The organism is Aeromonas sp. QDB11 (genome assembly GCF_027705265.1).
GTDB lineage: Bacteria > Pseudomonadota > Gammaproteobacteria > Enterobacterales > Aeromonadaceae > Aeromonas > Aeromonas allosaccharophila.
Window position 1 is genome coordinate 38,317 of record NZ_JAPDBM010000014.1, and the last position, 18,285, is coordinate 56,601.

At 58.6% G+C, this 18,285-nt stretch carries 18 protein-coding genes; 13 read left to right on the forward strand and 5 right to left on the reverse strand.

All coding sequences use genetic code 11. The features are described from left to right. Positions 1-42: 42 nt before the first annotated feature. From OKC40_RS06830 to OKC40_RS06850, 5 genes are all read right to left on the reverse strand, one after another. Positions 43-1,551, reverse strand: a complete 1,509-nt coding sequence (locus tag OKC40_RS06830; protein ID WP_270794585.1) for an efflux transporter outer membrane subunit — start codon at positions 1,549-1,551, stop codon at positions 43-45. Beyond that, positions 1,544-4,618, reverse strand: a complete 3,075-nt coding sequence (locus tag OKC40_RS06835) for an efflux RND transporter permease subunit (RefSeq protein ID WP_270794587.1) — start codon at positions 4,616-4,618, stop codon at positions 1,544-1,546. Before OKC40_RS06835 ends, OKC40_RS06830 begins: the two co-directional genes overlap by 8 nt. After that, positions 4,615-5,733, reverse strand: a complete 1,119-nt coding sequence (locus OKC40_RS06840) for an efflux RND transporter periplasmic adaptor subunit (RefSeq protein ID WP_270794588.1) — start codon at positions 5,731-5,733, stop codon at positions 4,615-4,617. Before OKC40_RS06840 ends, OKC40_RS06835 begins: the two co-directional genes overlap by 4 nt. 108 nt (positions 5,734-5,841) lie before the next feature. Further along, entirely contained in the window at positions 5,842-6,726 is an 885-nt protein-coding gene (locus tag OKC40_RS06845; protein WP_058051949.1) for a LysR family transcriptional regulator, read from the reverse strand. A gap of 111 nt (positions 6,727-6,837) precedes the next feature. Next, the gene (locus OKC40_RS06850; RefSeq protein ID WP_270794590.1) at positions 6,838-7,419 is read right to left on the reverse strand and encodes a Maf family protein; all 582 of its coding nucleotides are present in this window, start codon (positions 7,417-7,419) and stop codon (positions 6,838-6,840) included. Between the two features lie 119 nt (positions 7,420-7,538). On the opposite strand from OKC40_RS06850, the gene yceD reads away from it, so the two are divergent. The 13 genes from yceD (at position 7,539) to OKC40_RS06915 (ending at position 17,961) form a co-directional block, all read left to right on the forward strand. Beyond that, positions 7,539-8,060: a 23S rRNA accumulation protein YceD gene (gene yceD / locus OKC40_RS06855; RefSeq protein ID WP_042655813.1), complete on the forward strand. Its 522-nt coding sequence runs from the start codon at positions 7,539-7,541 to the stop codon at positions 8,058-8,060. Between the two features lie 19 nt (positions 8,061-8,079). Beyond that, positions 8,080-8,247 carry a 50S ribosomal protein L32 gene (rpmF, locus tag OKC40_RS06860; RefSeq protein ID WP_005300935.1) on the forward strand — a complete coding sequence of 56 codons (168 nt, stop codon included), beginning with the start codon at positions 8,080-8,082 and terminating at the stop codon, positions 8,245-8,247. 9 nt (positions 8,248-8,256) lie between these two features. Further along, a complete protein-coding gene (gene plsX, locus OKC40_RS06865) occupies positions 8,257-9,276 on the forward strand; it encodes a phosphate acyltransferase PlsX (RefSeq protein WP_042062911.1) in 1,020 nt (339 codons plus the stop codon). Positions 9,277-9,283: 7 nt separating this feature from the next. Continuing rightward, a complete protein-coding gene (locus tag OKC40_RS06870; protein WP_042655782.1) occupies positions 9,284-10,243 on the forward strand; it encodes a beta-ketoacyl-ACP synthase III in 960 nt (319 codons plus the stop codon). A gap of 71 nt (positions 10,244-10,314) precedes the next feature. Continuing rightward, a complete protein-coding gene (fabD, locus tag OKC40_RS06875) occupies positions 10,315-11,250 on the forward strand; it encodes an ACP S-malonyltransferase (RefSeq protein ID WP_270794627.1) in 936 nt (311 codons plus the stop codon). Positions 11,251-11,263: 13 nt separating this feature from the next. Continuing rightward, the gene (gene fabG, locus OKC40_RS06880; RefSeq protein WP_005345545.1) at positions 11,264-11,998 is read left to right on the forward strand and encodes a 3-oxoacyl-ACP reductase FabG; all 735 of its coding nucleotides are present in this window, start codon (positions 11,264-11,266) and stop codon (positions 11,996-11,998) included. A 158-nt stretch (positions 11,999-12,156) separates the two neighbouring features. After that, on the forward strand, positions 12,157-12,393 hold the full coding sequence (gene acpP / locus OKC40_RS06885; protein WP_005300909.1) for an acyl carrier protein: 237 nt from the start codon (positions 12,157-12,159) through the stop codon (positions 12,391-12,393). Between the two features lie 82 nt (positions 12,394-12,475). Continuing rightward, positions 12,476-13,717, forward strand: coding sequence for a beta-ketoacyl-ACP synthase II (gene fabF / locus OKC40_RS06890; RefSeq protein ID WP_270794592.1), 1,242 nt, complete (start codon positions 12,476-12,478; stop codon positions 13,715-13,717). 68 nt (positions 13,718-13,785) lie between these two features. Continuing rightward, a complete protein-coding gene (gene pabC / locus OKC40_RS06895; RefSeq protein ID WP_270794594.1) occupies positions 13,786-14,592 on the forward strand; it encodes an aminodeoxychorismate lyase in 807 nt (268 codons plus the stop codon). Then, positions 14,582-15,583, forward strand: coding sequence for an endolytic transglycosylase MltG (mltG, locus tag OKC40_RS06900; protein WP_042062905.1), 1,002 nt, complete (start codon positions 14,582-14,584; stop codon positions 15,581-15,583). Before pabC ends, mltG begins: the two co-directional genes overlap by 11 nt. After that, positions 15,583-16,224, forward strand: coding sequence for a dTMP kinase (gene tmk, locus OKC40_RS06905; RefSeq protein WP_270794595.1), 642 nt, complete (start codon positions 15,583-15,585; stop codon positions 16,222-16,224). Before mltG ends, tmk begins: the two co-directional genes overlap by 1 nt. Then, a complete protein-coding gene (gene holB / locus OKC40_RS06910) occupies positions 16,209-17,156 on the forward strand; it encodes a DNA polymerase III subunit delta' (protein WP_270794597.1) in 948 nt (315 codons plus the stop codon). The genes tmk and holB overlap by 16 nt, the downstream gene beginning before the upstream one ends. A gap of 25 nt (positions 17,157-17,181) precedes the next feature. Then, entirely contained in the window at positions 17,182-17,961 is a 780-nt protein-coding gene (locus OKC40_RS06915; RefSeq protein ID WP_270794598.1) for a TatD family hydrolase, read from the forward strand. Positions 17,962-18,285 lie beyond the last annotated feature (324 nt).

The window sequence follows — 18,285 nt, forward strand, 5'->3', positions numbered from 1 at the left end:
GATTGAAAAAAAATGAGCCCGGCCAATTGGCCGGGCTCATTGCTATGTTGCCTCTCCGGTTAACGCCCCATCTTCTTGAGGCGCGTCCTGTGGCACTCGCCACTCGCCACCCAGCGCCTTGTGCAGCAGTACCACTGTGGTGGCGCTATTGAGGCGGGCCTGTACCCGGGCATCCTGCAGGTTGTTGCTGACACGCTGGGCATTGAGCACGCTCAGGTGGTTTTCGAGCCCCGCCCGGTAGAGGCTGGTCGCCTTGTCGACGGCTATCTGAGCCTGATCGTCGGCCCGGGCGATCAACTGTTGATACTGCTGGCTGTTTGCATAGGCCCTCAACACCGTATCGACCTCGTTGAAGGCGCCATTCACCACCTGCTGGTAGGCGAGGGCCGACTCCCTGAACCCCGCTTGCTGCAGATCCACCATGGCGGCTCCCCGCCCACCATCGAACAGGTTCCAGCTTATGCCTGCGCCGAGGGACCAGCCCACTGAACCGGAGGAGAGCAGATCGTCGAGATCGCGGGCCGACACGCCGGGGGTACCGGTCAATACCAGTTTCGGATAGCGGTTGGCGATGGCAGCGCCCAGTTGCTGGTTGCGTGCCGCCATCTCCCGCTCGGCCAGCGCGATATCAAAGCGCCGGTTCAGCAGTTCAGAAGGCAACCCCACCGGGATCAGGCCAGACATCTGTGGCAACTCGCCCTCGCCGAGCCGGTTGCGGGTCTGCGTCGTGGTCTCTCCGAGCAGGATGGCCAGCCGGCCGAGATGGGCGGCGCGCGCACTGTCGAGCATCGGCAGCATGGCCTCTGTCGCGGCCTGGGCGGCGCGGGCATTGGCCAGATCCAGCTCGGAGCCATAGCCATGACGATGCAGCGACTGCACCAGCGTCAACACCTGTTGCTGCTCGGTGATGATCTGTCTGGTGATGGCGACGCGCTCCCCGGCGGCACGGTATTGCAGATAGTTGTTGATCACCTCGGCGGTCATCAGGGTAGTGAGATTGCGCTGCAGCAGTTCGGCTTGCTCTACCCGAATGCTGGCCGCCTGACTCAGGGCATCGATCCGGCCAAACAGATCTGCCTCCCAGCCGATGGTGGCACTGGCCAGATGGGTTTGGTTATCACGATCCAGAACACTGAGGCTGCTCCCCCCGAGTTGGGGCGGCAGGGTGAACTCGGCAACGGCGGGGCCACTTAGCGGGCCATTTTCGCTCAGCCGCATATCCACATAACCCGTGTTGAGGGAGATGGTGGGCACCTTCAGCGAGGAGACCGCGGCCTGGTAGGATTGCGCCGCTTTGATGCGCTCGCTGGCCATCCTGATGGGGATATTCTGCTGCTGGGCCGCCATGACCAGCCGATCGAGCTGCGGATCATTGAACTGTTGCCACCAGAGTCGTCCGGGCTCCGGTTTGGCCTCACTGATCCCCTCGGCACGGCTGGCGTTGAGATAGACACTCCCCACGGCCACCTGTGGCACCTCATAGTCAGGGGTCATGCTGCAACCGGCCAGCAGCAGAGCCGTGGCCACCAGAGTGAGTCGAAGATCAGTCATGGCATGGCTCCTTGCTGCGGGAAGGGATGAGTGCGCCTTGCGCTTCGTGCCGATAGAGCAGCTGATAGAGCGCTGGCATCACGAAGAGGGAGAGAAAGGAGGCGGCCGAGAGCCCGCCAACAATGGTCGCGGCCATCTGATCAAACAGCCGGTCGGTCAGCAGCGGGATCATCCCGAGCACCGTCGTGAGCGCCGCCATCGAGATGGCCATGGTACGGTTGAGGGTCGCTCTCTTGACCGCATCCGCCAGCGCCCGGCCCCCCTTGCGCTCCAGTTCGATCTGGTCGATCAGCACGATGCCGTTTTTGATGATCATGCCACTGAGGCAGATCATGCCGACAATCGCCATAAAGCCGAACGGTTTGTCCAGCAGCAACAGGCTCCAGACAATGCCGATAGAGGCCAGCGGCAGCGTCACCAGAATGATAAACGGCTGACGGTAGGCACTGAACATGGCGATCAGAATGATGGTCATCAGCACCATCGCCTTGGGGGTCTGGGTCATCAGATCATCGACCGAGCGCTTCTCGTCATAATATTCACCGCCCCACGCCATGGTGTAGCCGGGGGGCAGGGGAATCGCCTCCAGTTCGCGGGCAATCGCCTTGCGCACATTGGAGGGGGTATCGCCCCTCACGTCTGCCTGCACCGTGATGGCAGGCTGGCGGTTGTAGCGCCAACGCATGCTCTCTTCTCCCTTGAACTCGATGCCATCGACCACCTGTCCCATCGGCACGCTGTGGCTGCCGAGCAGGGAGCGCACCGGAATATTGTCAAACTGGGCCAGGTTGGCATTGCTGCTGCGCAGCTTGATGGGGATGAGATCATCATCACGGCGCATCTGGCCAATCAGGTTGCCATCGGTTGCCCGGGTAATGGCGTTGGCGATGTCGGCGCGATTGATGCCGGCGATCCTCGCCGCATCCTGATTGATGAGGGGCACCAGCACCTTGCTCTCCTGGCGCCAGTTATCCCGGATATAGATGAGGTGAGGGTTGGCGGCCAGCCGCCGTTTGGCCTCATTGGCGAGCCGATGCAGCTGTTGCGGATCCGGTCCGACGAAGCGTGCCTCGATGGCAAATTTGTCCTTGGTGGCCAGCTTGAGCGGGCGGAATCTGGGCTCGGCGTAGGGAAATTCGGCCTGCAACCAGGCATCGCCTGCCGCCGTCAGGGTGGCAATATCCTCATAGCTGCGGGTGTTGATCAGGATCTGGCCATAACTGCTGTCGAAGGGCTCCGGCTCTACCGTGACCGAGAAACGGGGGGCACTCTCGCCGATATGGCTGGAGAGGCTGGTCACCTGTGGCTGGCGCAGCAACCACTGCTCAATCTTGTGCATGTCGGCCGAGGTCTGGGCAATCCGCCCGCCGTTGGGCAGCCAGTAGTCGAGAAACAGCATGGGGCGATCGGAGGAGGGCATGAAGTTGACCTGCAGCAACGGAATGATCGCCAGGGTCAGCAGCAGTACCGGGGCGACCCCGAGCAGCAGTTTGACCGGGTTATCCACCGACCAGCACACCGCTTTTTGGTAGAGCGCTGCCAGCCGTGAAGGCGGGATCGGCTCATCGGTTTGGGTCGGTGCGGGAATGAAATACCAGCAGAGCAGCGGGGTGACCGTCATGGCGATGAGCCAGGAGAGCAGCAGCGAGCTGCACAGCACCTGCACAATCGAGAGGGCGAATTCGGCCGCATCGGTCTGGGAGAAGAGCACGGGCGCCGTACCCAGCGCGGCGATCAGGGTCGCCGCCAACAGCGGCAGTGCCATTTCGCGGATGCTGTCGCTCACCGCCTGATTGCGGGCAATCCCCTGACGCAATTTGGCCTCAACGAGATCGACGATGACGATGGCGTTATCCACCAGCATACCCAGCGCCAGGATAAATGAACCGAGCGAGACCCGCTGCAGATCAACCTGGGTCAGGTTGAGGTAGATCAGGGTAAAGAGGATGGTCAGCAACAGGCTGACCCCGACGATGGCGGCACTGCGCCAACCCATGAAGATCAGCAGCACGATCACCACGATGATCACGCTCTCGGCCAGGTTGATGATGAAGTTGTTGACGGACTTGGCTACCTCTTCCGGTTGATAGGCGACGACGCCGACATGAACCCCTTCCGGGAGAGTGGCTTCGAATTGTGCCAACTCCTGGCGGAGGGTATCGCCAATGCTGACCACGTTGATGCCGTTGACCGGGCTGACTGCCAGGGTGATCGCCTGCTGGCCGTTGAAACGGCTCAGAGTCATGGCGGGATCCTGATAGTCGAGGTAGACGTTGGCGATATCACCCAGCCGCACGGTAGCGCTTTCCAGACCATTGATGCCGGTTTTGATGCTGAGGTTCTGGATATCTTCCACACTGCCGAACGCCCCGGCCTGTTCGACGCGGATCTGCTCGATGCCCATGGCGAAATCGCCGCTGTGCAGCGGCAGGTTCTGGCTACCCAGCTGTTCGAACAACTGCAGGGTGGTCAGGGTGGCCTGTGCCAGTCGCTCATCATCGACATCGATGTTGATCACCTGCTCCTGAATACCGTGCAGTTGTATCTTTTTCACTCCCTCGATGGCCTTGAGCCGGCGTTGCAGCTCGCGGGCGTGATCCTTGAGCTCGGCCATGGCGACACTGTCACCATAGAGGGAGAAGAGCATGCCATACACTTCGGAAAATTCGTCCTGCACTATGGTGAGTTGGGCCTGGGGAGGCAGCGAGAGCTTGACGTCATTGACTTTGCGGCGCAGCAGATCCCACTGCTGGGGCAGTTCGGCCGAGTTCACCTGCTCCTGCAGATCGACAAAGATCATCGAGCTGCCGGGACGGGAGAGAGAGCGCAGCTTCCACAGATTTTCCATCTCCTGCAATCTGGTTTCGATGGGATCGGTGACCAGCCGCTCCACCTCACCGGCATCAGCGCCGGGATAGAGGGTCACGATCACCGCACTCTTGACCGTGAAGGCAGGATCTTCCAGCTTGCCGAGCTGGAAGTAGGAGACCAGCCCGGCCAGGGTGCAGAGCAGGGTGAAGAAGATCACGAAGGTCTTCTGGCGCAGTACAAAGGTTGAGAGATTCATGATTTGGCCACCCGTTCCAGCGACAGGTCTGCCATGATGGCGACCTGTTCACCCTCGCTGACAAAGGCGCTGCCTGCCACTACCAGCTGATCGCCCGTTGCCAGCTCACCGCTGACACAGAGGGCATCCCGCTGCTGGCCATGAAGCGACACCGGCACCCGGACCACCCGATCCGCATCCACCCGCCAGACATGCCACTGGCGATCCTGACTGTTGACAGCCATGGCGGGCAGACAGAAGAGGCGGGTGTCCGCTTGCTGCGGCAGGTCGAGGCTAACATTGACCGACTTGCCCGCCACCAGATTGTTCTGAGCCCGCGGCAGGGAGAGCGTCACCTCGTAGGTGCGTTTGAGCGGGGCGGGGATGGAGGCGATATCGGTCACCGTCACCGCGATATTTTGCTGGCGCTGACCCCAGGCGAGGTGGCCAGGCAGGCCGGGCGTGATCCTGGCAACCTGGCGCTCCGGTACGTCGATCACCACATTGAGCCGCTCCGGCTGGTGCAGGGTCAGCACCTTGACGCCGGGCAGCACAAACTCGTGATTATCGATGTGTCGCTTGCCGATCACTCCGTCAAAGGGAGCGCGCAGCTCGCTGTAGGTCAGCGCATCGCGGGCTTTTTGCAGTCCCTGGCTGGCCATCTCGACCGCCGCGCCGGCGCGTGCTTCGGCACTGATGGCCCGATCAAGATTGACATCAGCGATGGCGTTGTCGGCGGTGGCCTGCCTGATCCGTTGCAGCTCAATGCGCGCCAGCCGATGGGCCGCACGGGCTTCGGCCAGCTGGGCCTCTCCCTGAGTGACAGAGACCTGGAAATCGTGGGGATCGAGGCGGGCAAGCAGCGCCCCCTTGTTGACCCGTGTCCCCTCGGTCACCACCAGCTCCTGCAACATTCCATGTACCCGGAACGACAGATCGGTGGTGCGGGCCGATTTCAGCACGCCGCTGAAGGTGTGCTGGCGGGTGGCGACGGGGGCTTTCAGGGTCATGACCTGGACGGCGCGCAGTTGCGGTGGTTGCGGCGCAGCTGGCGTGGTGGCGTCGGCGCCACAACCGCTCAACAGCAGCAGGATAGCGCTGCCGAGCAGTGTTGTTTTGAAGCGGGGAGGTGTCATCAGAGGATTCCTTTAGACAAGCGTTATCAAATGGCGTCAGTCTAATTGAATCACTTCTTGTGATTAATCCCGTCTATCAATGCTTCTATGTCTCGTAATTTGTGACAATCAGCCGAGTAACAACGCCGACTCAGCCAACAGACTCTCTATCAGCAGACGGGCGGCATGGGTCATTCCCTTGCGGCTGGGATACACCAGCCAGGCATCATCGAGATAGACCTTGTGGGTCGGCAGGATCTCCAGCAATTCGCCACTGGCGACCTGTGCTTTGACACTCAGCTCGGGCAGCAGGCTGATCCCGGCCCCCTTGAGCACTGCGTAGCGGATATAGTGGCTGCTGTTGGAGATGAGCCGGCTGCTGACCTTGAGCGGGCCGGTATTGAAGTTCCAGCAATCCTCCAGCTCGCCGCTGGCCAGGCGATGGATCAGCAGGGCGTGTTGATGAAGATCGTCAAGTTGTTGCGGCATGCCGTGGGCGGCCACATAGGCCGGGCTGGCGTAGAGTTTGCGCGAGACCGTGGTCAGAGGACGGGCGACAAACGAGCTCTCTTTCATCTCGCCAATATGGACGCAGGCATCGAGCCCGTAGTTCATGATGTCGTGATAACCGAGGTTGCTGACGTGGGTCTCCAGGGTGATGAGGGGATACTTGTCGAGAAAATTGACCAGCAAGTCGTGGGCCAGTATGTCGGCATCCCCGATCAGCCCCAGCTTGACCGAACCGGTGGGGGCCGAACTCTGGTTCTTGATGCTCTGGTTAAGGGTCTCGAGTCGCGGAATGATCTCCTGCAACTGCATAAAATAGTCGGTGCCGGCTGGCGTCAGGGTCAGCTTGCGGGTGGTGCGGGTAAACAGCTTGCAACCCAGCGCATGTTCCAGATCGCCGATGCGTCGGCTGACCTGGGCCCGTGGCACATCGAGTGAGTGCGCCACGGCAGCAAAGTTGCCCAGTTCGACCACAGAGAGAAAAAGCCTCAAATCATCTATACGCACAATCCGGATCCTGGTTGATAGGGTTGAAGCGGCGCACCAGTGCGCCACCCGTCATAAGCACTTGTCCGGCAGGCATCTCAGCGAGACGGCGGGTTGTCGACAAACCGAACATCAGGGCAGGGCGATGCAGTGGCGATCCAGCAGCTCGATCAGGCCGATCAGTGGCAGACCGATCAAGGCATTGGGGTCACGCCCCTCCAGCCCTTTGAACAGCACGATCCCCATCCCTTCACATTTGAAGCTGCCGGCACAATCGAGGGGCAATTCTGCTTCTACATAGCGGCGCACGGCGGCTTCATCGAGGTTGCGAAAATGGACGGTGAAGGGTTCCACCAGTTGATGAGCCTCCCCGGTTGCGGCATTCACTACGCACAGACCGGTATAGAAGGTGACGATGCGCCCCTGGGCTGCCATCAGCTGGGCGATGGCATTGTCGATGGTGCCAGGTTTGCCGAGGATGCGACCATCGCAAACACACACCTGATCAGAACCGATGATCAAGCCGTGATCACGTTGCCCGGCGATGGCATCAGCCTTGGCACGGGCCAGTCGGGCTACCAGCGCGTCGGCAGATTCGCCAGCCAGCGGGCGCTCATCCACATCGGGCGAGGCACATTCAAAGGGGAGGCCAAGCTTCTCCAGCAGGGCTTTGCGATAGCGAGAAGTTGAGGCGAGGATAAGATTCTGTGGCATAATCCGAATACCGATGAAAGCGAGTACCGGCATTCTAGGGACTTGTGACGTTAAAATCATCGGCGGTAAGGACTTTTTCCTTTGACTATCAGTTGTTGGACCTATATTATTCGCGCCCTATGCAAAAGGTGAAGTTGCCCGTTAAGGTTGATCCAGTCCGTAGTGCCTTGAAGCTGCTCGATTACATCGGGATAGTGGAAAAGTCGCAGATGCCCAGGCTGGAGGAATCAACCGCTGGCTTGCAGAGTGATATCGATGTATCACTGCACTTTGGCAAAGATGTCCAGAAGTTGACCGTTATGAAAGGCACTGCCCATGCCAAGGTTGACCTGGTTTGCCAACGTTGCGGAGAGACATTCGAACACCTCTGTGAAGCTGAATTTATCTACACTCCGCTGTTCGAAAGAACAAACGAGGAAGAACTGCCGGAAGCTTATGAGCCCATTGAGTTGGACGAAAACGGCGAGATAGATCTTCATAAAATCCTAGAGGATGAACTTATCCTCTCGTTGCCTCAAGTCGCAATGCATCCTATGGATGCCTGCCCGAGAGGAAACATGGAGATGACGTGGGGTGAAATCGAACCTGCTGATGAGCGGCCGAATCCCTTTGCAGTTCTTGAAGAGCTTAAACGTAAGTGAATTTAGGAGTTAGCCTACAATGGCCGTACAACAGAACCGTAAAACCCGTGCCAAGCGTGGCATGCGTCGTTCCCACGATGCGCTGACCACCGCTGCCCTGACTGTTGATCAGACCAGTGGCGAAATTCATCGTCGTCACCACGTGACTGCCGATGGTTTCTACCGCGGTAAAAAGGTAATCGCTTAAGGATTGCCTTTGTCTACGCAAACTGTCGCGCTAGACATCATGGGGGGAGATATTGGCCCCTCGGAAACAGTGCCTGCCGCCGTGCAGGCACTGTCTCTTTTACCCCAGCTAAAACTGATCCTGGTCGGCGACCAGCACCAGACCTCTTCTTTGCTGCAGCAACATGGCTTGCTGAATCATCCCCGCGTTCGTTTCGTACATGCATCCCAGGTGGTTGGCATGGGCGATAAACCGATCGTGGCGTTGCGTACTCTGAAAGACTCCTCCATGCGGGTGGTGCTCAATCTGGTGAAAGCCGGTGAGGCCGATGCCTGCGTCAGTGCCGGCAATACCGGCGCGCTGATGGCGATGGCCAAGTGCGTGCTCAAATCCCTGCCCGGGGTAGACAGACCCGCCCTCATCAAGGCGTTACCGACCTTGAGCGGCAAACGCACCGTGATGCTGGATCTCGGCGCCAATGTCAGTTGCGATGCGGATACCTTGCTGCAGTTTGCCGTGATGGGCTCCGTCGTGGCCGAAAAGGTCGAAGGCATTGCGTCACCCCGTGTTGCCTTGCTCAACATCGGCGAGGAGGAGATCAAGGGCAACGATCTGGTGCGTCACAGCGCCGAATTGTTGCGCCAGTGCCACGCGCTCAATTATGTCGGGTTCGTCGAAGGGGATCGCATATTCAGCGGTGACAGCGACGTGATTGTCTGTGACGGTTTTGTCGGCAATGTCGCCCTCAAGACGGCAGAAGGGGTAGTGCGGATGATGGCCCAGCTGGCCGGATATCCCCGCAAGAAACGCAGTTTTCTTGGCCGGATCGCCGGATTTATGTTCAAACGGCGTTTTTCTTACCTGAACCCCGACCAGTATAACGGGGCAAGTCTGTTAGGATTGCGCGGCATTGTGGTAAAAAGTCATGGGCGGGCCGAACGGCGCGCCCTGTGTAATGCGATCCTGCTGGCCGCACAAGAGGCCAAACATCAACTTCCACTGCAAATAGCAGATCGCCTTGAAGCTGTCTTCTCTGACAGGGATCTATAAGAACTCTATGCATAGCAAAATTCTGGGTACTGGCAGCTACCTGCCGAGTTCAGTGCGTACCAACGCCGATCTCGAGCAGATGGTTGAGACCAGTGATGAGTGGATTGTGGAACGCACCGGTATCCGTGAGCGCCGTATTGCCGGGGCTGACGAAACCGTTGCCACCCTCTCTTACCAGGCCGCCCTGCGGGCCCTGGAAGCAGCCGGTCTGACCGCTGCCGATCTCGATATGATAGTGCTGGCCACCACCAGTGCTGAAAATGCCTTCCCGGCTGCTGCCTGCGAGCTGCAGGGGTTGCTCGGCGTACCGGGCATTCCTGCCTTTGACGTGGCTGCGGCCTGTGCCGGTTTCACCTACGCACTCTCCATTGCCGATCAGTTCGTCAAATCCGGCGCCGCCCGCCATGTGCTGGTCGTCGGGGCCGATGTGCTCTCCCGCATGTGCGATCCGCAAGATCGCGGCACCATCATCCTGTTTGGTGACGGGGCTGGGGCTGTGATTGTCGGTGCCAGCGAGACGCCGGGCATCCTCTCTACCCATCTCCATGCCGATGGCCGTTATGGCGAGCTGCTCAAGCTGCCTCACCCCCGTCGCGGCATGCCGGGTGCCGAGCTCGAAGCCTACATGTATATGAAGGGCAACGATGTCTTCAAGGTGGCGGTTACCCGTCTGAGCGAGATCGTCACCGAAACGTTGGCCGCTGCCGGTATCGAACCGAGCGAGCTGGACTGGCTGGTGCCTCATCAGGCCAACTTCCGCATCATCAGTGCCACCGCCAAGAAGCTCGGCATGAGCCTCGATAAAGTGGTGCTGACCCTCGACAAGCACGGCAATACCTCAGCCGCTTCCGTTCCGGTTGCCTTCGACGAAGGGGTTCGGGATGGCCGGATCAAACCGGGTCAGCTGGTACTGCTGGAAGCCTTTGGCGGCGGTTTTGCCTGGGGCTCGGCGCTGGTTCGCCTCTGATCTTCGGCGGGATGGTGTGCCCATCATCCCGTCACCGATTTCATTTTTGTCTTATCTAAAAGGAATCAATGATGACCCAATTTGCCATTGCCTTCCCGGGACAAGGTTCCCAGTCCGTTGGCATGCTGGCCGAGCTGGCCGAACAACATGCCGTGATCAAGGAGACCTTCGCCGAGGCGAGCCAGGTGCTGGGTTATGACCTGTTTGCCCTGGTGATGGATGGTCCGGTTGAAGATCTGAACAAAACCTGGCGCACCCAGCCTGCGCTGCTGACCGCCTCTGTCGCCCTGTGGCGTCTGTGGCAACAGCAGGGTGGGGCAACGCCGTCTCTGATGGCGGGCCACAGCCTGGGTGAGTACTCCGCGCTGGTTTGCAGCGGCGCACTCGATTTTGCAGATGCGATCAAACTGGTCGAGCTGCGTGGCCTGGCCATGCAGGAAGCCGTACCGGAAGGCACCGGCGCCATGGCTGCCATCATCGGTCTGGACAACGAATCCATCGCCGCCAACTGCGAAAAAGCAGCGCAAGGGCAGGTGGTCTCTCCGGTCAACTTCAACTCCCCGGGCCAGGTGGTTATCGCCGGTCACAAAGAGGCCGTTGAACGTGCCAACGTACTGATGAAAGAGTCGGGCGCCAAGCGTGCATTGCCGCTGCCGGTCTCCGTGCCGTCTCACTGCGCGCTGATGAAACCTGCTGCAGAAAAACTGGCAGCTGCGCTGGACGGGATCGAGATCAAGGTTCCAACCATCGCGGTCATCAATAATGTCGACGTATCCTGTGAACAGGATCCGGCCGCCATCAAGCAAGCGCTGGTACGTCAGCTGTTCAGCCCGGTTCGTTGGACCGAGACTGTCGAGCGGATGGCCAATGAGGGCGTTACCCTCGAGATCGAGATGGGACCGGGCAAAGTGTTGACCGGGCTCGCCAAGCGCATCGACAAGCGCGTGGAAGGTATTCACGCCAACGATGCCGCCTCTTTCGAGCAGGCGCTGGCCCAGATCAAGTAAACAGGAGCAAGTGATGAGTTTTACCGATAAGGTTGTGTTGGTGACAGGTGCCAGTCGTGGCATCGGCCGTGCGATTGCCGAAACATTTGCGGCCCGTGGCGCGAAAGTGGTTGGTACGGCGACCAGCGAGAGCGGTGCCGAGGCGATCAGCGCCTATCTGGGTGAACAGGGTTGCGGCATGGCGCTGAACGTGACCAGCCAGGAATCCATCGAAGCCGTCTTTGCCGCCATCAAGGCGCGCTTTGGCGACATCGACATTCTGATCAACAACGCGGGGATCACCCGTGACAACCTGTTGATGCGGATGAAAGATGATGAGTGGAACGAGATCATCGATACCAATCTGACCTCGCTCTACCGTCTGAGCAAACCGGTGTTGCGTGCCATGATGAAGAAACGTCACGGTCGTATCATCAGCATTGGTTCCGTGGTAGGCACCATGGGCAATGCGGGTCAGGTCAACTATGCTGCCGCCAAGGCGGGTCTGGTTGGTTTTACCAAATCGTTGGCGCGGGAAGTGGCATCCCGTGGTATCACAGTGAATGCGGTTGCCCCCGGTTTCATCGAAACCGACATGACCCGTGCCCTGAATGACGATCAACGTGCCGGCATCATGAGTCAGGTGCCTGCCGCCCGTTTGGGTGATCCAAAAGAAATTGCCGCAGCTGTGGTATTCTTGGCTTCTGATGAAGCAGCCTATATCACCGGCGAAACCCTGCATGTTAATGGCGGGATGTACATGGTGTAATCAATTTGTCGTGAGATCTGTTCAAATTTGCGATAGTACGCCGAAGTTTGGCACATTTCGTGGTTTGACCAGCGGCAAGCTACTTGCAAACTCACGTCAATTGAATAAACTACCCCAACCAGACGCAAATAGCGTATTTTTAAAGGAAAATTCAGGTCATGAGCAACATCGAAGAACGCGTAAAGAAAATCATCATCGAACAACTGGGTGTTAAAGAAGAAGACGTCAAGAACGCTGCCTCCTTCGTCGACGACCTGGGCGCTGACTCTTTGGATACCGTTGAACTGGTAATGGCGCTGGAAGAAGAATTCGATACCGAAATTCCTGATGAAGAAGCCGAGAAGATCACCACTGTTCAAGCGGCTATCGATTACATCACCGCTAATCAGGAATAAGTTCCTGTTCTGAAAGAAGCGGCCCAAGGGCCGCTTCTTTTGTATTTGTTTCCTTTCAAATCACCTCTCGGAGACTACCTCAGTGTCAAAACGCAGAGTCGTGGTGACCGGCTTGGGGATGCTTTCCCCGGTGGGTAACACTGCCGAATCCAGCTGGCAAGCACTGCTCAACGGGCAGAGCGGCATTTCCCTTATCGATCACTTTGATGCCAGCGAGTTCGCAACCCGCTTCGCAGGTCTGGTCAAAGATTTCGATCCCGAGCAATACGGCATCAACCGCAAAGAAGCCCGCAAGATGGATCTCTTTATCCAGTACGGCGTGGCGGCGGGGATCCAGGCGCTGGATGATTCCGGCCTGACCGTCAATGAAGAGAATGCCGAGCGTGTCGGCGTGGCGATTGGCTCCGGTATCGGCGGTCTGGGTCTGATTGAACAGAACCACAGCAGCCTGATCAACGGTGGTCCGCGTAAGCTGAGCCCCTTCTTCGTACCGTCCACCATCATCAATATGGTGTCCGGTCATCTCTCCATCATGAAAGGTCTGCAAGGGCCGAACATTGCCGTGACCACCGCCTGTACCACCGGTACCCATGCCATCGGCATGGCGGGTCGGATGATCGCTTACGGTGATGCGGACGTGATGGTGGCCGGCGGTACTGAGAAAGCCTCCACCCCGATGGGGATGGGCGGTTTTGCCGCGGCCAAGGCGCTCTCCAACCGCAATGACGAGCCGCAAAAGGCGAGCCGTCCGTGGGACAAGGATCGCGACGGTTTTGTGCTGGGTGACGGTGCCGGTGTACTGGTGCTGGAAGAGTACGAACATGCCAAGGCCCGTGGCGCCAAGATTTACGCCGAGCTGGTCGGTTTTGGCATGAGTGGCGACGCCTACCACATGACTGCGCCTCCCGCTGATGGCAACGGTGGCGCCCGCGCCATGAAAAATGCCATCAAGGATGCCGGTATTGCCCCCGAGCAGATTGGTTACATCAACGCCCACGGCACCTCCACCCCGCTGGGTGACGTGGCCGAACTGCGTGGCATGAAGTCGGTGTTTGGCGAGCACGCCAAATCCCTGATGATCAGCTCCACCAAGTCCATGACCGGTCACCTGCTGGGCGCCGCCGGTGCCATCGAGGCGATCATCACAGTGTTGGCCCTGCGTGATCAGGTGGCACCGCCCACCATCAACCTGGACAACCCGGATGAAGAGTGCGATCTGGATCTGGTGCCCCACGTGGCCAAGTCAGGTAGCTTCGAGTACGCCCTCTCCAACTCGTTTGGATTTGGCGGCACCAATGGCTCGCTGATCTTCAAACGCGTATAATTTGCCGCAGGGCAAAGACACAGGCCCGATACTGCCGGTATCGGGCCTTTTTTATCGGAGGGATCCCTTTGCTTATCAATGGAATGAAGCTTGATTCCATCTCGGCTCATGATCGGGGGCTGGCCTATGGTGACGGTCATTTCACCACCATGGCGGTCAGGGATGGTCGTGTGTTGCAGTGGCCTGCCCATCTGGCACGGCTGCAGCAGGCCAACAACCGGCTGGGATTGGCTGATCCTGACTGGGATCTGTTGAGCCAGGAGGTTGAAGAGATGGTGGCCAACCAGCCACAATGCGTGGCCAAGGTGATCCTGACCCGCGGCGAGGGTGGCAGGGGCTATGATGGCAGCGGATGTCAGCACTCGACCCGCATTGTCAGCCTGGCGCCATTTCCTACCCACTATGGCCAGTGGCAACAGCAGGGTATTGAGATGGTGGTGTGCCGCCAGCGGATCGGCGATGCGCCCATGCTGGCCGGGCTTAAAACCTTGAATCGTCTGGAGCAGGTGTTGCTGAAAAGCGAACTTGTCAGCCGTGATGCAGTCGAAGGGATAGTGCTTAACAGCCGCGGTTTTCTGACCGAAGGGGTCAGTGCCAATCTGTTTTGGCGTCGGGGCAAGACGGTGTTTACGCCGGATCTGGCCCGCGGTGGTGTCGATGGCATCATGCGCCGCCAGGTGATGGCGATGCTGAAACAGATGAGTATTGAGTTGCGTGTGGTAGAGGCTCCGCTGGAGTCACTATGGCAGGCGGAAGAGGTGTGGCTCACCAATACCCTGATGGGGGTGGTGCCGGTCAACGGCATCGAGGATATTCATTATCCCGCAGCGGTATTGAGTCGCCGTTTACAGGAGCGTTTGGTCATTGAAGTTTAATCGGCTTTACACCCTGCTCGCGGGGGCGGCACTGACTGTGGCCGTCGCCGGGGGCTATGTATATCACAAATGGCAACAGGTGGAGACGCTCACCAACAAGGGGCCGACCCGACTCTATACGGTGGAGAAAGGCGCCCATGCGGCGCGCCTGATCGCCGAACTGGGGGAGGGAGAAACTAGCCCGTGGGCGGTGCGGCTCTGGCTGCGCGGCCATCCCGAACTGGTGGCCATCAAATCGGGCACCTACGAGATCAAGGAAGGGGCCCCCCTCAAGGAGACCCTCTCTCTGTTCGCATCGGGCAAGGAGTTTCACTTCAGCCTCACCTTCGTTGAAGGCTCCCGTTTCGAGGATTGGCAGAAGCAGCTCGCCAGCGCCCCTTATCTCGAGCGGTTGACCGTTGAGCAATCCGAAGCCGATCTGGCACAGGAACTCGGCATCGAGAATGGCAAGCTGGAGGGGTGGTTCCTGCCGGAAACTTACGCTTATACCACCCATGCCAGCGATCTCTCGATCTTGCGCCGCGCCCATCAGGATATGGAGACTTTCCTGCAGCAGAGCTGGGAGAAACGTCAGGCCAACCTGCCTTACAAAACGCCCTATGAGGCGTTGATCATGGCTTCTATTATCGAGAAAGAGACCGGCCAGCCGGACGAGAGGGCGCAGATCGCCTCCGTATTCGTCAACCGTCTGCGTTTGGGCATGAAGTTGCAGACTGATCCAACCGTCATTTACGGGGTGAAGGATCGCTACGATGGCAACATTCGCCGCAGTGATCTGACCGACAAGAATCCCTACAACACCTATGTGATCGACGGTCTGCCGCCCACGCCTATCGCCATGCCGGGCAAGGCATCCATCGAAGCAGCGCTCAACCCCAAATCGACTGACTATCTCTACTTTGTCGCCAAGGGGGGCGGTGCCCACTATTTCTCCAAGACCCTCGATGAACACAATCGGGCGGTTCGCGAATACATATTGAAGAAATCCTGATGTCTAAATTTATTGTTATTGAAGGTTTGGAAGGGGCAGGGAAGAGCTCTGCCGTACGTTACGTCACAGACTATCTGCAACACCACGGCATCGACCGGATCGAGTGCACCCGCGAGCCGGGTGGTACGCCGCTGGCCGAGCGGATGCGTGCCATCGTCAAAGAGGTGCACGACGAGCGTCTCACCATCGAAGCCGAGCTGCTACTGATGTATGCCTCCCGGGTACAACTGGTGGAGACCCGCATCAAGCCCGCGCTGGCCGATGGTGTCTGGGTGGTGGGAGATCGCCACGATCTCTCCTCCCAGGCGTATCAGGGCGGTGGTCGCGGTATCGATGCCCAGCTCATCGGTGCCATCAAGCAGGCAGTGCTCGGCAACTTCAAGCCGGATCTCACCCTCTATCTCGATATCGATCCCGCCCTTGGCTTGCAGCGCGCTCGCCATCGTGGCGAGCTGGATCGCATCGAACTGGAGCAACTGAGCTTCTTCGAGCGTACCCGAGCGCGTTATCTCGAACTGGCCGCCGAGGATGATTCCATTGTGGTGATCGATGCGGCGCAAACGCCGGATCTGGTCAAAACAGCCATCGAGCGTGCATTGGATCACTATCTGTCGAACGAGCCGCTATGTATCCCTGGCTGATCCCCGACTGGCATGCCCTGAGCCTGACGGCCCAGTCAGGTCGTCTCGGCCACGCCTGGTTGCTGCTCGGCGATCCCGGTCTTGGCAAGGAGCAACTGGCCGAGCGGTTGGCGCGCTTGCACCTTTGTCAGCAGCCTGATCGCGGAGAACCCTGCGGTCACTGCCACTCTTGCCAGCTGTTTGACAAGGGCAACCACCCGGATCTCGGCACCATCACACGCGATAGCAAGACCATCGGGGTCGAAGCCATTCGCGAGATCTGCACCCGGCTGCAGGGCTCTGCCCAGCTCGGCCGCGGCAAGGTGGTGATCATTCCTGATGCGGAGCGGATGACCGAATCGGCGGCCAACGCCTTGCTGAAAACCCTGGAAGAGCCGGCCGGCGACAGCTTGCTGTTGCTGATTGCCTCCCAGGTTTCGCGGCTGCTCCCCACCATTCTCAGTCGCTGTCATAAACATGTCTGTCAGTTGCCTGCGGAAGGGGAAACGGTACGCTGGCTGGCCGAGCAGGGTCATCAGGCCACGTTGGCTCAGGTGCGGATCTGTCAGGGGGCCCCGCTGCGGGTACTCGACTATATCGAGCAGCAACAGGACGGTACTCGCCGCGAACTGCTGGAACAGTTTGTCGCTCTGAGTCAAAGTCCGGTCAAGGCGACTGCACTGTGCAGCCAGCTGGGTCAGGAGACGCAGGTCAGGTTGCACTGGTTGCAGCTCTTCTTGTGCGATGCCCTGAAAACTCAGGCCGGATGTGGTCACCATCAGCTGGCTATGCCGGATCTGGCAATCTTGAGTCAGCGGCTGGCGGAGCAGCACTCCAGCGAAAAACTGCTCGAAGCGGAGCAGCAGTTGGTTGCCCTCAAGGCCGCTTGCCAGCCGGGGCAGCTCTCCAATCCCACCATCCATTTGATGAACTGGCTCAGTCGCTGGTTATAAGTACCGACAAGCAGAAAGGTTTTATATGTTACTCGTTGATTCCCACTGTCATCTCGATCGCCTCAGCTATGGCAGCAAGCAGACCAGCATGGCCGATGTACTGGCCAAGGCCGCGAAACTGGATGTGGGATATTTTCTCTGTGTCAGTGTCACTCAGGCACAATTTCCGACCATGCTCGAGGCGATTGCCCCCTATCCCCAGGTGTTTGCCTCTTGCGGGGTACACCCGCTCAATCAGGAACCCGGTGTGGATGCCGCCCTGTTGCTGACCCAGGCGGCAGATGAGAGAGTAATCGCCATCGGCGAGACCGGTCTCGACTACTTCTACTCCCCCGAGAACAAAGAGGTGCAGCAAGCCTCTTTCCGCGAACATATCCGGGTTGCCCGCGCCCTGAACAAGCCGCTGATCATCCACACTCGCGATGCCCAGCAAGATACCTTGCAGATCATGCGTGAAGAGGGCGCGGATCAGGTTGGCGGTGTGCTGCACTGCTTCACCGAATCCCTCGAGATGGCAAAAGCGGCGATGGCGATGGGGTTCTATATCTCCATCTCCGGGATCGCCACCTTCAAAAATGCGTCCGCCCTGCAAGAGGTGGTCAAGGCACTGCCCCTCGACCGATTGCTGGTCGAGACCGACTCGCCCTATCTTGCTCCCGTTCCGCATCGGGGGAGGGAGAACGAACCCGCCTTTGTGCGAGACGTTGCGCAGTTTATTGCTGACCTACGTCATATTCCGCTTAACGAATTGGCAGAAGCCACTAGCCGGAATTTCTTTGAACTATTCAAACTGGCGAAAAAATAACACAGAAGCCCCGTTGCTCGGGGCTTTTTATATTTCAAATACCAAGCTGATTACCCACCTGAATATCAACACCGCCTTGCGTTATCTCTCACTTTTTTCCGGCCAATGTAACCTGTTCATACATACAAACTGGAGTCGAATGATATTCCGATGTTTCGTTTATCAAATGAGGCCAAAGGGTATAAAAAAAAACATCAGGCTATAAGTATCGATAATATTCATTATCGATACTTGATGTATGAGAAGGATCCTGTAAGATCCTCTCAAACTTCATATGAATCATAGAGTTCTGTGGCATATCCATCCTTGTCCAATCCGGCTCAT